Here is a 14,710-nt window from a genome sequence, read left to right as displayed (position 1 = left end):
ACAGCATGAGGATTCCCAAGTGGACGATGCTGAGCATCTCGGGGGCTGTAGCTGTCGGCATCAGCCTCCTTGTCGCAGCACCGGCTGCGGCGGGACCGGCCGATGTTCCCTACTCTGCTGCAGTCTCAGCTGCACAGGGCGAAGTAACAGATCAAGAATGGAGCGCTCCCGCGGCCGACGTTGAGTGCATCAGAACTGGCATAAGGATCACTTGCGCTCCCACAGAACTCGCTAGCTCCGTCGAGGAACGATGCTTCAACAAAGTATTGATCAGCGGTGAACCAAATACGGTCTGCACGTCCTCCGAAGACAACGTTGACGACATAAGGGCCGCTGGCGGCGACGAGCTCAAGATTGATTTCAAATGTGCGCTACTGGACCCCTCATGCACCGTCGGACAAATGGCGGCCACCGCACTCGCAACATCGATCGGAGCGCAGCTCAGCTGGGCGATTAGCCAAACCAGCTTCAACTCAGATTCCCGTCTATGGGAGGCCTCACTTACCGAGTGGGCATGGTGGCAAGGCGCGATCATTCTCGTCATTCTCGGAGCGGGAATCGTAGCGATCGTCATGGCGGTAGCCACTGGCGACCGCAGTGACCTCGTCACGGCGATCTCACGATTTGCGTTATCTCTACCTCTTTCCGCGGCCTCCCTATGGATAATCGGGAAGCTGCTGGACATCGTTGATTTGATGGTCGAGCCCATCATCAATCGCACCAACGGTGGTGGCGGGGTAGAGAAGTTCATGGAGAACTTGATCTTCGGTGGCGGCGGTGGAAACATCTTCGCCGCGACCACCATCCTCGGCCTACTTGCAATCGCCACCGCCGTCCTGGTCGCAGTGTTCTCCTTCCGCAATTTCGCCCTGGCCGCACTGATCTCGATGGGACCCGTGGCGTGGATGCTCTTCCCGACATCATTCGGAAAACAGTGGGTAGTTCGCTATTTCTCCGCTGTAATCGCCCTCATCCTGACCACACCACTAACGCTAGGGCTACTGGCCCTGGTCATCACCGGAGTTGGTGAAGTCGACACACTCTGGAGCATCCAAGCCTTACCCTTCGGCATCGGACTCTGCATGATCGCGTTCGTACCGATTGCCGCGTTCAGCATGTTCAGCTTCATCGGAGGCACCGCCGCCGATGCTGTCGGCTCACGCATGGGCTCAAGCGCAACACAACAAGCTAGCCGCGGCGTTTCTATGGCACGCGGAGCCGCTAGCCGAGCAAATTCTGCCCGCCGGAAAGCTAGCCAACCGCGCACTTCAGCACCCCGAACAACATCACCATCAGCATCATCACCATCAGCATCATCACCACCGGCTGCCACCCAGAAGCCGCAATCTCGCCAGAGCGCCGGAGGGAACCTCAGCGCCCCGACGGCTACATCCCCCTCCGCAGCTGCCACACCGGCGCCCCAATCAGCTAGATCGAGCGGCACACCACGAAATGGAGCCAGCTAATGTCCAGCAGCAACGACGTCTACAACCGCCCGGTGCGCCTGAGCCGCAGGTCGTCCCAAGGAGTCTTCCTCGGCCTCGACGGCTGGGCATTCACCACAATCGCAGCAGCACTGGCGATCGCTGTCATCTCTACAACCCGCTACGGGTTCGTAGGGTTCTTCGCCAGCGCCATCATCTGGGCACCCATGGGGATAGCGTCATTTATCCCTATACAGGGAATGCCGGCATCCAAACTTGCGGCCCTCTGGATCTCCAAGCAAGTTAGGCACGCCACAGGTGGGACGAAGACCCGCTTCCGGCCTGAGCGGCCTCGCGTGGCCGCGACGCTGAATCTGCCGGGCAAGCTGGCAAACGTTCAACTGTGGGACTCAGACGACTTCACCTCGGCCTATAACCCTGGCGATCGAACTGTCTCGATCACCGCCGAGTTAGACGTCGACGGATTCCTGATGATGGACAATGCTGACCGGTACGACCTCTCGCAGCAACTCGCCTCAGTACTGACCTCGTTCACCCAGCGTGCCGGCATCAAGCGAGTCTCGATGCAAGAACGCACCATGCCGACCACAATTAGGCCGGCACGGCAGCATTTCGAAGACACGTTGGCGCGTCGAGGCACCGATGGCACGACCGCCGTAGCGCAGAACTACCGCGACGTGATGGACAACGCCGAACGCTTCGCCGTCTCACACCGTAACTACCTCACACTGACCCTCGACCTGGTCGCGCTGCAGTCGCAGCTGAAAAGCCTCGGAGGTGGCAAGCACGCTATTCAGACACTCGCCAAGCTCGAAGCAGGCAACGTCGGAGCGGCTCTCGCGGCCGCGAACATCAACGTCCGTCGTTGGCTCGACTCCCGCCAGTGGGCAGCGATGGCCCGAACCGCACTCGACATCGCTTCGGTACCGATGATCCAAGATCGCTCTGACGAGCAGGCCGGCGTCTCGGTCGACGCAATCGGGCCGATGGCGTTTGACGAACCTCAAGGCAACAACGGGGTCGTGCTCGCCGAAGGTGCATGGCACTCGACGATGTGGATACACGAGTGGCCTCGAAGCATGGCGCAGGTGGGATTTATCGAACCCATCGTCTTCGCCCGCGACCCGGCTACCGATGATGCGATCAGCCACATCTTCACCCTCGTGCTGACCCCGGTTTCCGTAAAAGCAGCCCTCAAACGCATCCGCACCGAGAAAAAAGTATGGCGTGGAAACCAACGCTTGAAAGCAAAACGAAATGACAGCGACTCCGCTGAGGACCGTGCTGACTGGCAGGCGCTGGATGACCAAGAGGAATCCATCGTCCAGGGCCACGGGGAATACCGCTATGGCGGCTACCTCACGGTCAGCGCCCCAACAGAGGAACGGCTCGCATCCGGCATCGCCGGCATCCGAAACGCGATGTCCCGTGTGGGAATGGAGGGCCAGATTCTTTACTGCCAGCAAGCAGAAGCACTGTTCATCAACGCAATGCCACTCGGAACGGGACTGAAGTAATGGCACGGAAAGTATTCACCGTCACCCCACCGTCTCTCACGCGCAGCGAACGTCGACAACGCGCCAAAGAAATCGCGGCCCTGACGTCACAGAAGGACGAGACAGGGCAATCACAAAACACCCTCAACCTTCCACCCGCTGCCGTCCCCGGCATGTTCGGGCCGGGAGTTCGAACCGGCGAATACTGGAACCTGATGCGGTTGCAGCAGCCCCACCACCAAGCCACCAGCCACCACGTCGCCGGCATCTACCCCTTTATCGCCGACCGCGGACTGGGCCATCGCGGCCCCATTCTCGGCGTCGACCTCAACGCCGACTCCTTGTGGCATTTCTCACCATGGGATCTATACACCGACACCACCTCGCGAGCAGCCCTATCGACGAACATTCTTGTTCTCGGAGCGTACCGATCCGGTAAGTCCGGTGTTTTGAAGATGCTCACCACCCGCAGCATCCCCTTCGGCCACCAAGTAGTGGTGCCGTCTGATTCCAAGGGCGAGTGGGTTGCCGTGTGCGAGGCAACCCCCGGAGGAAAAGTGATCCGTGTGGGCGGACCCAACACCACCGCACGAATCAATCCCTTAGATGGTGGCCCGCGGCGTTCAAACGCCACCGATGACGAGCACCTCCAGATGGTTCATGACCGCCGGCACGGAACCCTGAGAAGCATCATCGAACTGACGCTTAGCGGCCAACCCCCGCTGACTCCAATGGAGCACGCCTCGATCAGCTGGGCCCTCGATACCGCGATCGACGTGACCGGCGATCGGCCGACACTGACAGCAGTATCCGAGCAGCTGGAGAACATCGATGCAACTTCCTCTCTTCGAGCCGCGAAACTGTTCAATGAAGGAGAGCGGGCACGTTACGTTCTCAAGCGGTTCATCGATGGGGATCTGCGTGGTCTCTTCGAGCACGAATCGACTGTGAAGTTCGATGATGAAGCTCCCATGGTCGTAGTCGACACCTCCGAACTCTTCCAACGTGGAAACCTTGTGGCACAGCTGACACAGCTGTGCACAAGCGCATGGATTCAGGCGGTCATCTCCGACCGAGCCGCCAAGAAAACCCGCTACCTGATTCGCGAAGAAGGCTGGCGCGATATGTCATCAGTGGCAGCACTCCAGACCCTTCAGCAATGGCTGAAGCTATCTCGCCACTACGGCATCAGCAACGTGCTGATCCTGCACAAGTTCTCCGACCTTGATGCTGTCGGCAAAGAAGGGTCAGAAGAACGCGCACTGGCCTACTCGATCGCCGCCGACATCGAGAACAAGTTCATCTTCCGCGTCAACCAGCAAGAAGAAGACAACCTCGTTAAACGCCTGAAGCTACCGCCGCAGCATGTGTTGATTGCGCGACGTTTACGATCGGGCACCTTCATCGCCTACGTCGGCCTGTACTCGTATCTGGTCGATGCGTTCGTTACCTCGACCCAGTGGGAGTACGAGCTCTTCAAGACTGACGATGCCGTGGAAGGTGCCGCCGACATCATTGACAACCCGATTGCTGAGTTGGATTTCAGAAACCAGTATCTGGATGATCTTTGGCCACTCGATGAACCCAGCTTGGACCAGATCTGGCCCTCGACCGTGCCCGTGGAGGGCCACAAGGAGAAGTCCGCATGAGCACCCTCGAAATGACAGCCGACGTTGCCGCGAGCGGCACCGCAGCCACTGTGAGCATCGCTGGCAAGCCAGCCGAAACCGTCCAGTACGCACGTGAGGACCAGCTCCGCAGCGGAATCATCCAGAGAGCCACAGAAGTTGCTCGCGAGCACGGTGACAACGTTCGCCTGACCTCGAAACAATCCAACGGGGTCTTCAGCTTCTTAGTCTCAGGTGACGGCCGCATCAGCCCCGACAACAGGGCTGAACCTCAACCACACACCGCACACGTAGAGCCACTGCGCAGAACCCGACCGATGACATCGGAACGAGAAGTGCAAGTCCCTATCGCCCCGGAACCCGAGCCGGCCCTCGAGGTAGAGGAAGAAGCGCCCGAAGAAGGGCGCCGGTCGTTCCTCGCCGACGACAGTGCGGCACTTCCACCAGCATCTGGATGGCGCGGTCTGATCACCCGCACAACGGGCATCAAGATTGCCCCTTCCGCTGCAGAGCAAGAGCGCCTAATGGCTATCCGGGCCGTCAGCCAGCACTGGGCCGGCGGCCGCTCGATTGCCGTCGTCAATGGCAAAGGTGGAGTCGGAAAAACGCTGACTACCGCGATGCTCTCCGCAGTATTCGCGCGTCACGGTGGCTCAGGGGTAATCGCCTGGGACAACAACGACACTCGCGGAACACTCGGCTGGAGAACGGAACGCTCCAGCCATAACGCCACCATCCAAGACCTTGGCGGCGTAACCGAACGGCTCATGCAGCCGACAGCGACCATCGGGGATCTAGCGCTTTACGTTCACCACCAGAGTGCAGATATGTACGACGTTCTCCGCTCAAACCCCAAGCTTCTGGCCTCCGATCAGCGGCTCACCGCCACCGAATTTGATGCGCTGAACGAAGTCATCAAGAAGTACTCGCGGATGGTCATCTTCGATACAGGCAACGACGAATCGTCCGAGCGCTGGCTGCGGATGATCGACCACTGCGACCAGCTCGTAGTGCCGACTAGCCCATCGGGTGAGGCCGCAGAGTCCGCAGCTTTGCTGCTCGAGGAACTCAGCCAACGAGATGAACGTTCCGCAAAGCTAGTAAAGAACGCTGTCGTCGTCGTCACAGTCGCAGAGCGCTCAACTCCGGCGACTGAAGTCGCACGCATCGTGTCGGGCTTCGAGAAAGTTGCGCCACGCACCGTCGTGATTCCCTTCGAGCCGAGCTTGAAGTCTGGCGCTCTACGCTTCGACAGCTTGAAGCCATCCACGAAGAACGCCTGGATCGCGGCCGGCGCCGCAGTTGCCGAGAGCTTGAACGAGCAGCACGCATGAACACCGCGAAGAACTGGTGGGTGACGCCAGTTCTTGGCCTCGTCGCGGTGATCCTAGTGATCAACTTCGCGTGCCAAGCAGTAACCGCGCTAGTCACAAAGATCATCTGTGACAGCACTGCAGCACCTCAGTCCATGTTCTCCGGCGTCGGGTTCGCCTTCTTCGGTGAGACCTCAAGCTATGTGGTCGACCAGGGCTGCTCGTTTCCGGCAACGCCGGCACGTATTGCCAGCATCATCGTCATCGCCCTCTGCGTCTTGCCGGTAGTCGCCGGGGTCGTCATGTGGTTCAGATACCGCCAGTCAGACGGCTACTTCATCCAGCAGCTGCGCGGCCGAGAAGGGTTCGCGAAGGGTAGCGAGATCACCAAGCACCTCTCGGCGAAAGCCGTGCTGAAGCAAGCGAAAACACTCCGCCCAAACCTGCAGAAGCCTGCCGCCACGGACGTGGGATGGAGAGTCGGACGTTCGTCCGGTGTCGACGTATACGTCTCCATAGAAGACTCAGTAGCGCTAGAAGGTCCACCCCGATCCGGTAAGGGCTACCGCATCCTGATCTCGGCAATCCTCGATTGGGCAGGTCCCCTCGTTACAACGTCGACGACCAACGACAACTTGGCCGCGACGATGCGACCGCGCGCCGAGCGCGGCCGCGTGACAGTCTTTGACCCACAGCAACTTTCCGGCGTCAGCTCCGCCCTGCGCATCTCGCCGGTCACCGGATGTGACGACCCTCTCGTTGCCGATCAACGGGCACAGGCGATCATCGCTGGAACGGCCCTCGGGTCCAGCCAGTCCAATCAAGAATGGGCAGGCGCCGCGTCAAGCGTGCTGGCGCAACTGCTCCATGCTGCCGCGATCTCCGGCGGTGGAGTCAAACAGCTCTACCACTGGGGTTCAAACCCCGGTCTCGCCCGCGGTGCGGTCGATATTCTTCGCAGCGACGGCGCTCCAGGGTGGGCTGAAAGCCTCAACGGTGTTCTGGGCGGCGACCCCAAGCTTCTCTCGTCGTCCTGGTTCGGCGTGGCAGCAGCGGTGCGCCCGCTCGGCATCCCCTCCTTACGCGCAGCACTCTCCCCGAAAGCCGGAGAAAACTTTGACCCAGCCGAATTCCTCTCCGGCGAAAACACCCTCTATCTCATCGGCTCCAGCGGCGGAGCTGGGGCAATGGGAGGCTTCCTCGGCGCACTGTTGGACGACGTCGTCGAAACAGCCCGCCGCAAGGCACTGGCAACACCCGGCTCACGACTCGCCCTGCCGCTGGGCCTCATCCTCGACGAGATCGCGAATATGTTCGCGTGGCCAGCACTGCCACGAGTCATGGCTGACGGTGGCGGTCGCGGAATCTGCACGATGGTCGTCCTGCAGGCACTCTCGCAAGCGGAGACCGCCTGGTCAAAGGCAGAAGCAGACACCATCTGGTCCGCAGCAACCGCGAAGATCCTGCTCGGAGGCGCTTCAGATATGGGCCACCTGCGCGATATCGAAGCCATGCTCGGAACGCGACAGTTGAAACGTTCCTCCTACAGCTACAACCAGCAAGGAGCCTCGACCAGCAACCAGCTCGAAAGAGTCCCCTTGATGACCGTTGACGAGATTCGTCGCATGCCGCAATCGATGGGGTTGCTGGCCTACCGAAACCGACGCGGAGCACTCCTCGACCTCCGCGGGTGGACAGACCGGGCCGACAGCACGAGCATCTCAACCGGAAAGCGCACAACCGAAGCAGAACAGCAGGAACAGTTCCGCACGCAGTTCGCGAAAGCTGAGCCCCTTGCACTTCCCGGGCCCGAGGAACCCGTCGAGTTGGACTACGAGGAAACCCAGAACTGATGTCGAACTTTCGCAGGCCGGCACGCGGCAACAAATACCGCACTGGCTACCTGCGCTCACGCGCATGGTTTGTCCGCCGAGCACGCTGGTTCGTCGAAGAATCTGCAGCAGGAAACGATTTGCGCTGCGAGGCCTGCAGCCAAGCTGCGAAGGTTCGCGAGCTCGAGCTTCACCACATCGATTACTCCGGAGTCACTGAAGCTCCGACCGGATGGAAAGCAGAAGAAAACCACAGTGACCTCGTGAGCTTGCACCCCGCCCACCACGAGCTACTGCATCGACTTCTCGACCGCGACCAGGTACTGCGCGCCATGCGAAGCCGCCGAGTCGCCAGCGCATTCGCCCTACGTGTTCTGCGGCGAAAACTGACCACCACAACCACGGAGCAACCATGAGCTACGAAGACTTCGACATCGACGACGTGCTCGCCGAAGAAGAAAGCGAACGCGATCCAGACTCCGAAGAGATCGCAGCGATCGCTGTGAATTGGAGAACGCTACCGAACTCGAACGCACCCGAGAAATGGGACGAACTCCGCTCTTGGGTCGAGTGGATCTGCACACGCTATGCAATCGATGAGGGCGTGATCCCTGATTGCTGGTGGAAGCACGGAGCGCTCGTAGAGGAGCTTTCCGCACTGCAGACGGCTTGGACTGTCTCCTATGACACCACTGATGCCGGCTATGGCCCCATCGGCTTCGTTGAACGTTGGCGTAGTGCTCAAACCAGATTCAGGCAAATATCCGGAGGCGCATGCAGCCAAGGGCACCGCGCCGATCGGATCCGGATATTTCCGATTGATGACGAATGGTCAGGGTGGAGCACCACTAGCCACGCCTAGTCCGATATGCGAGCGTAATACCGACCCCCTCGTGGCGCTCAGCGCATAACCGAAGGGTCTATCGTCACTCCATTCTCATGAGCGTGAGCCGCCGCTGTCGCTTGCGAGATACGGAAGAGGCTCAAGAAACGACTTGATCGGCTCGTACCCACTCAGATCCTCGTCGACATACTAGTATTCAGCCTAGTAAGCAGTGGTGCAACTACCGCTACAAGTCGCTCTGGAACCCAGGCTCTCTTTCCGCTGCTTCAACTGCGCACAGCGATCCAAGGAAAGGAACAAATTGCAAAACGCAAACTCCCACCCTCTGATTGACGTGCAGGGGGCGCGCGTCACCAGATGGCACCTCACTCCGGGTGCAGAGACAGGCCATCATCGACACGAGTTTGACTACATCGTCATTGCGATCACAGATGGAACTCTAATCCAGAAAAGCGCCAGAACCGAGGTAGCAGTATCGCTTGTGTCGGGCAGTGCATATTTCCGGCAGGCGGGAGTGGAGCACAATGTCTCAAACGGAGGAGAGCTAGCAGTGACGTTCGTTGAGGTTGAGCTACTTGACGCAGCTTGAGCAGCTTCGGACCACCGTCTTCTCAGTCCGTAAGGACTTCCTAATCACCAAATAGTGAACTCAATTTTATCTCGTCTTTAGACGCACGTCGCATTAAAATGCGCGACTCTTGCGCGATTGTAGGCCAGGAGTCGCTTCGATACTTTTCCGTGAAACTACGTTTATCGAGCAAGATTCGTCATGGAGATGCGATACACGAGATTTCTCCGAGTAAAAACAAAGTCTGCACGAAAAGCTGCAACCACTAGCCCCTTACTAGGAGGACGACCGCAACAACGAGTCCAAATATAATCACGCTCGTTCGCAGCACTGCAGGAGACAAGACTCTTGCAACCCTTGCGCCGACGATCCCGCCGATCGCGGCCGCGGCAAATATCGTTCCCGCCGCGACCCATGAGACGTGTCCCGAGAGAATAAACAGAGTTACACTGACAAAATTCACCGCTAGTGAGAGCGCTGCCTTGAGCCCATTTAGCCGCTGTAGAGAGTCGTCGATTAAAATGCCCAAAACTGCTAGAAGTAGGATTCCGAGGCCTGCCCCGAAGTACGCACCGTAAATGCCAGCTAACAGAACTCCAACCCGCACTGAGATTGTGGTGTGCGGAATCGTCGTCGTGGGTCGCTCTTTCTCACGCGCTACAGCACGTTTTTTCACCAACCTTGACAATATTGGCTGAGCGGCCATTAGTGCGCATGATGACAAGACGAGGTACGGCGCTGCGGCGCGGAATATCGCCGCGGGCGCCAGCAAAAGCACGATGGCCCCGAGAAGCCCGCCCACCAGAGCGAAAGGGACTAAAGCCCACATTCGAGCACCTTGCCCGTTGAGCTCTCGACGATACTCGATAGCGGCACCCAGGTACCCAGACGATAGACCAACGGCCGACGTCACGTTAGCGACAACCGCGGGCATTCCAAGGCCCAGAAGTATAGGAAAGGAAATAAGCGTTCCTCCACCTGCCATCGCGTTGACCATCCCCGCCAACAGACCAGCGCCCGCGAGGACCACGACGTCCCAAGGAATCATCATGCTGCTGCTTTCGACAAGATCGAGGCGTTCTGTGGACTATTCGCCCAACACTCGATGGAGGAACTGGCGAGTGCGTGCGTGCTGGGGGTTGCTCAGGACTTCACTCGGTGTGCCCTGCTCAACGACAACGCCCCCATCCATGAAGACAACTCGATCGGCAACATCACGTGCGAATTGAACTTCATGCGTGACAACAAGCATCGTAAGACCCGCGTCAGCCAGTGCTCGGATGACCTCGAGGACGTCCGAGACTAGCTCCGGGTCCAGTGAAGATGTCGGTTCGTCGAATAGGATCAGCTTGGGTCTCATCGTGAGTGTCCTGGCTATCGCCGCCCGCTGTGCTTGCCCGCCGGAGAGGCTGTGTGGATAGTCGTTAGCGTGATCACGCAATCCGACGCCCTCGAGAAGCAGGAGAGCTCGCTCACGCACCACCTCTCGGCTCTCGCCCAGCACTCGAACCGGAGCCTCTATAAGATTTTCCAAGACGGTCATGTGCTCGAAGAGGTTGAAGCTTTGGAAGACCATTCCCACGCCCGCGTCGACGCGTTCCTGATGAACATGCCGTGTCGGCACCAGTTTTCCCTTATTGGCGCGATATCCGATGTGTCGGCCACCGACGAGAATCTCCCCGCCATCCACCGTCTCCAAGTGATCGATCAAGCGGAGTATCGTGCTCTTTCCCGAGCCACTCGGGCCCATTAGAACGACGACTTCACCTGACATGACCTCCAAGTTAACATCCTTGATCACCTGCCTTGACCCATACGACTTCTCGAGCGATTTACACGAGAGGAAGGGTTCCAAAACGGGGGTCGATACAGCGATTTCACGGCTAATCGCTTCGGCAATCTTCGTCGGGTTGGGTCCAATCTGGCGAGCCTCAATCGGAACAATTCGTTCGGCGTCTTCTGGCTCGCCATCAGGACGCGCACCCACGACCCTGCGGCGCATGCCCAAGCCCACAAGCCTTCTCGCCATGCTTTCGCTTGGTGCGACCGTCGGGTCTAGACGGCGTTCAAGTGACCGCTGCATGGCGCCAAGGATGGACGTAGCGACTAGGTAGTAAATTGCAGCGGCGGTAAAGACTGGAAAAAATTCAAAAGTCGAGGCCACAATTTGCTGACTTCTAAGAGTCAACTCGCTCACTGCAATGACAGAGGCTATCGAAGTCATCTTTACGACGTTGACAAAGTCATTTCCTAGAGCGGGCACGATGCTTCGGAGAGCTTGTGGCAGCACAACTCGGAACAGTGTGAGTGTGGGGCTCATTCCTAGAGATGCAGCAGCAAGACGCTGGTTCTTCTGGACAGAGTTTATTCCACCACGAACGATCTCACCCGCAAACGCGGCTTCATTGAGCGCAAAACCAACAATCGCCGTCATAATCGGGGACATGGTGATGCCGAGTCGCGGTAACGCGTCGAACAGGAACACGAGTTGAAGTAGTTGGGGAGTACCCCGAAAAACCCAAATGTAGAAAGCGGCTATCGCGGACACAGGACGGAACCGCGATAACCGCATGAGTGCTAGAAGAAGCCCGAAGACAAGCCCCCCGGCCATCGCCGCTATCCCTATTCCAATCGTGATGAATGCGCCCTCGAGCATGAAAGTCGAGAACAAGTAACGGGCAACTTCCGAAATGAAATCCATGATTCACACGCATTCTTTCAGTCGAAGGGGCGCCATTGGTTAGCGCCCCTTCGACTCGGTTGTAGGACTATAACTACTGGGTCAGTATCTCGGTCGAAACCATGAGATCGGGATCGATCCCCCACGCACGCAAAATATCCTCCTGCGTACCGCTTTCCTGCAACCACGCAACACCCTCCGCGATCGAGTCTCGGAGATCAACATTTCCCTTAGCTACCCCAACGCCCACGAGATTGTTCTGGGGAATGATGAAAATCTGCTCGACTCCCGGAACCTGCTCAATGATGGTAGAAACAAGAACGGCGTTATATGTGGCGACATCGGCGCGCTCGTTTTGTACGGCCCGAACTGTCGCCGCCGGGTCCGGGAACGTCAGCACGTCGATTCCAGAAAGATCCGCAGCTTTGCACTCGGTAGAAATCTCGTTGTACAGATCTACCTCGAGCGTTCCGAGAGTCGCAGCGCCAGTGAGCCCGCAAAGATCGAGAGTGGACGAGATTTTGAGCGTCGAACCCTCTTTTGCTAGGACACCGGTGTCCGCGCGAAGATAGGTGATGAAGTCCACATTTGCCGCCCGCTCTGGCGTGTAGTACAGGATCGACCACATTACGTCGACTTGCCCAGAATCGAGAGCGGGAAGGATTCCTGACCAAGCCTGGGGAACGAGTTCGAAGTCGTAACCCAAGTGCGCGAAGGTTGCTTCCATCATGTCGATTTCGGCGCCAATGATCTTAGAAGGATCATCGGGATCTAGGCTCGAAAGCGGAGGGAGGTTAGGGTCCAAACCAACCCTAATTGTCGGACGCTCCGCAGCGTTGTCAGCACCGTCGGTCGAGGCGCAAGCTGAAAGTAGCAGAGCGACCGAGAACAAGCCTGCGGACACCGCCAGCGCTTTCTTACATAACTTCATTGTTATCTCCTTTTCTTGGTGAACCGTGATTACGTTGTGCTTAGTGCGCGACTCTCACTACTCTGGGTACCGGACTGGCCATCTGAGCAAGCTCCGCAACACTTTCGATGTGCGTTCGCATCGCTTCGCTAGCGCGTTCTGGATCGTTGGCAGCTATCGCATCAAGAATCAGGCGATGTTCGGCGATCGACCGGCGTCGGCCTGCCATTGTGGATTGAGATCGTTTGCGCGTGGGGACGAGCCACTCCGCGCTGACCTCTGCGAGCCTGACGAAGAGCTGATTGTGAGTGAGCGACGCAATCTGGATGTGGAATGCTCGGTCATTCGCGATGGCGCTGTCGACATCTGCCGAATCTTCCTGTGCCCTCAAGATCTCCCGCAAGACAACAAGATCACTCGGTGTTGCCGTAAGCGCAGCCCGGCTAGCGATGACAGGCTCGATCTCTGACCGAAATTCAACTACTTCCCAAAACTCTCGTTCGTCTCTGGGCATACTGGTATGTAGTAATCGGTTTGAACTCGACTGATCGAAAACCACTACAGAACCTCGGCTCCTACGCCGATCGACTATTCCTTTGAGGGACAGCTCGTACATCGCCTCCCTGACCGACGCCCGCGACATCCCCAGCAACTCAGCGAGCTCGCGCTCAGTAGGAAGTCGCGCCCCGTCAGCGATGGCACCGGAGACGATCAGTCGCTCAACCTCGGCGGCAAGTGCTACTGCGCCGTGAACGCCTTTGCTTCTTAACTCCAACAAGCTGACGGGCGAAGGCGTAAGGAATACGGATTGGGGCCCTGCCTCATCAGCCATGCGAACCTGCCAGACTCGCTAGTTCAAACAGAACATTCGCCGCTGCAATCGCTGTGATACCACTCGGGTCGTATGCAGGAAGGACCTCGGTCACTTCTGCTGCGACTACGTTGATACCTGCAAGACCGACGAGAATGATCGAGGCGTCGTGCGTTGTCAGACCACCCACTTCTGGCATTCCAGTACCCGGCGCGTGCGCTGGGTCTAGACAATCAATATCGAAGTGAACGAGGACTGGGTGTGAACCAACTCGTTCGACAATCCGTCGGGCTGTTTCAGAGGCGCCATCTGCGTGCACCTGATCCGCCGTCAACACCAGAAGGCCAAGATCTCGGCTCTGTTCTACGTCACTAGGACCATAGCCCGAACCGCGTATGCCCACTTGTACGGAGGCGGAGGGTTCGATAAATCCTGCTTCGATCGCGCGACGGACAGCGGTGCCGTGCGTGTATCGCTCGCCCCAGTACTCGTCCCATGTGTCGGTGTGTGCATCAAAGTGAACCAATGCAATCGGGCCCCATTTTGAGTACAACTCGCCAAGGACTGGAAATGCGATAGAACAGTCCCCGCCCATGATCATCGGATATGCGCCCCGTTGGACGATCGCTCCAATATGAGAACGGATAGCTTCGAAACCACGCTCGATGGAGCCGGGAGCCACATCTGCGTCGCCTGCGTCGCTTAACGCAAGTGCTGAGAGGTCAAGATCCAGACGCGGATTATAAGGTCTAACCACACGAGAGGCTTCTCTAATTGCAGATGGTCCATGGCGGGCCCCCACCCGGTAAGTCTGCCCAGCGTCGAGTGGGGCACCGCAGAATACGATTTGACCGGAAAGCACCTCGTTCACCGCGGACTGGGGAGCTCCCAGGAAAGTTCGGATCCCGACGTATTTAGGACTGGACATTGGTGGAACCCCGAACCAGGCCAACGACCGCTGCCTCGATAGGTGCACTGAGGTTGCGCACTGCGAGTCGGGCGGCATCTCCCTCCGCAATAAGCACATTGGCACCGACTCCAGCGCCGACGACGTCGACCGCAACCATTAAGCGAGGCGACGCGTCGACGGTCTCTATCGCGACTGTCACTAGCGGAAGGCCTCGAAGCTCCGGGATGGCAGCGTCACACACTACAGGATTTATTACTTGTCCAATGAGCATTA

13 protein-coding genes are annotated in these 14,710 nt (G+C 58.3%); 7 read left to right on the top strand and 6 right to left on the bottom strand.

Annotated features, from left to right (window positions below):
- The first annotated feature begins 5 nt into the window (after positions 1-5).
- From AADH44_RS01560 to AADH44_RS01530, 7 genes are read left to right on the top strand one after another with little or no spacing between them, the layout of a single operon-like run.
- A complete protein-coding gene (locus AADH44_RS01560) occupies positions 6-1,466 on the top strand; it encodes a hypothetical protein (protein WP_341953666.1) in 1,461 nt (486 codons plus the stop codon).
- Entirely contained in the window at positions 1,466-2,962 is a 1,497-nt protein-coding gene (locus tag AADH44_RS01555) for an SCO6880 family protein (protein WP_341953665.1), read from the top strand. The genes AADH44_RS01560 and AADH44_RS01555 overlap by 1 nt, the downstream gene beginning before the upstream one ends.
- Positions 2,962-4,590 carry a hypothetical protein gene (locus AADH44_RS01550; protein WP_341953663.1) on the top strand — a complete coding sequence of 543 codons (1,629 nt, stop codon included), beginning with the start codon at positions 2,962-2,964 and terminating at the stop codon, positions 4,588-4,590. Before AADH44_RS01555 ends, AADH44_RS01550 begins: the two co-directional genes overlap by 1 nt.
- Positions 4,587-5,903 carry an AAA family ATPase gene (locus AADH44_RS01545; RefSeq protein WP_341953662.1) on the top strand — a complete coding sequence of 439 codons (1,317 nt, stop codon included), beginning with the start codon at positions 4,587-4,589 and terminating at the stop codon, positions 5,901-5,903. Before AADH44_RS01550 ends, AADH44_RS01545 begins: the two co-directional genes overlap by 4 nt.
- Positions 5,900-7,735: a TraM recognition domain-containing protein gene (locus AADH44_RS01540; protein ID WP_341953661.1), complete on the top strand. Its 1,836-nt coding sequence runs from the start codon at positions 5,900-5,902 to the stop codon at positions 7,733-7,735. Before AADH44_RS01545 ends, AADH44_RS01540 begins: the two co-directional genes overlap by 4 nt.
- The gene (locus AADH44_RS01535) at positions 7,735-8,130 is read left to right on the top strand and encodes a hypothetical protein (protein WP_341953660.1); all 396 of its coding nucleotides are present in this window, start codon (positions 7,735-7,737) and stop codon (positions 8,128-8,130) included. Before AADH44_RS01540 ends, AADH44_RS01535 begins: the two co-directional genes overlap by 1 nt.
- Positions 8,127-8,576: a hypothetical protein gene (locus AADH44_RS01530; RefSeq protein ID WP_341953658.1), complete on the top strand. Its 450-nt coding sequence runs from the start codon at positions 8,127-8,129 to the stop codon at positions 8,574-8,576. Before AADH44_RS01535 ends, AADH44_RS01530 begins: the two co-directional genes overlap by 4 nt.
- An 815-nt stretch (positions 8,577-9,391) precedes the next feature.
- Here the strand turns inward: AADH44_RS01530 and AADH44_RS01525 are convergent.
- The 6 genes from AADH44_RS01525 to AADH44_RS01500 all read right to left on the bottom strand — a co-directional run bounded on the left by AADH44_RS01525 (position 9,392) and on the right by AADH44_RS01500 (position 14,708).
- The gene (locus tag AADH44_RS01525; protein ID WP_341953657.1) at positions 9,392-10,174 is read right to left on the bottom strand and encodes a sulfite exporter TauE/SafE family protein; all 783 of its coding nucleotides are present in this window, start codon (positions 10,172-10,174) and stop codon (positions 9,392-9,394) included.
- A 39-nt stretch (positions 10,175-10,213) separates the two neighbouring features.
- Positions 10,214-11,827 (bottom strand): amino acid ABC transporter permease/ATP-binding protein, encoded by a 1,614-nt coding sequence (locus AADH44_RS01520; RefSeq protein WP_341953656.1) that lies wholly within the window; start codon positions 11,825-11,827, stop codon positions 10,214-10,216.
- Between the two features lie 73 nt (positions 11,828-11,900).
- Positions 11,901-12,737: an ABC transporter substrate-binding protein gene (locus AADH44_RS01515; RefSeq protein WP_341953655.1), complete on the bottom strand. Its 837-nt coding sequence runs from the start codon at positions 12,735-12,737 to the stop codon at positions 11,901-11,903.
- Between the two features lie 40 nt (positions 12,738-12,777).
- Complete coding sequence (locus AADH44_RS01510; protein ID WP_341953654.1) at positions 12,778-13,548, bottom strand: FadR/GntR family transcriptional regulator; 771 nt, start codon at positions 13,546-13,548, stop codon at positions 12,778-12,780.
- On the bottom strand, positions 13,541-14,455 hold the full coding sequence (gene speB / locus AADH44_RS01505) for an agmatinase (protein ID WP_341953652.1): 915 nt from the start codon (positions 14,453-14,455) through the stop codon (positions 13,541-13,543). The genes AADH44_RS01510 and speB overlap by 8 nt, the downstream gene beginning before the upstream one ends.
- Positions 14,442-14,708 (bottom strand): EutN/CcmL family microcompartment protein, encoded by a 267-nt coding sequence (locus AADH44_RS01500; RefSeq protein ID WP_341953651.1) that lies wholly within the window; start codon positions 14,706-14,708, stop codon positions 14,442-14,444. Before AADH44_RS01500 ends, speB begins: the two co-directional genes overlap by 14 nt.
- Positions 14,709-14,710 lie beyond the last annotated feature (2 nt).

This window comes from Salinibacterium sp. TMP30 (genome assembly GCF_038397785.1).
Lineage (GTDB): Bacteria > Actinomycetota > Actinomycetes > Actinomycetales > Microbacteriaceae > Rhodoglobus.
The sequence above is the reverse complement of the archived record's forward strand: the minus strand, read 5'-3'. Positions and strand labels throughout refer to the sequence as shown.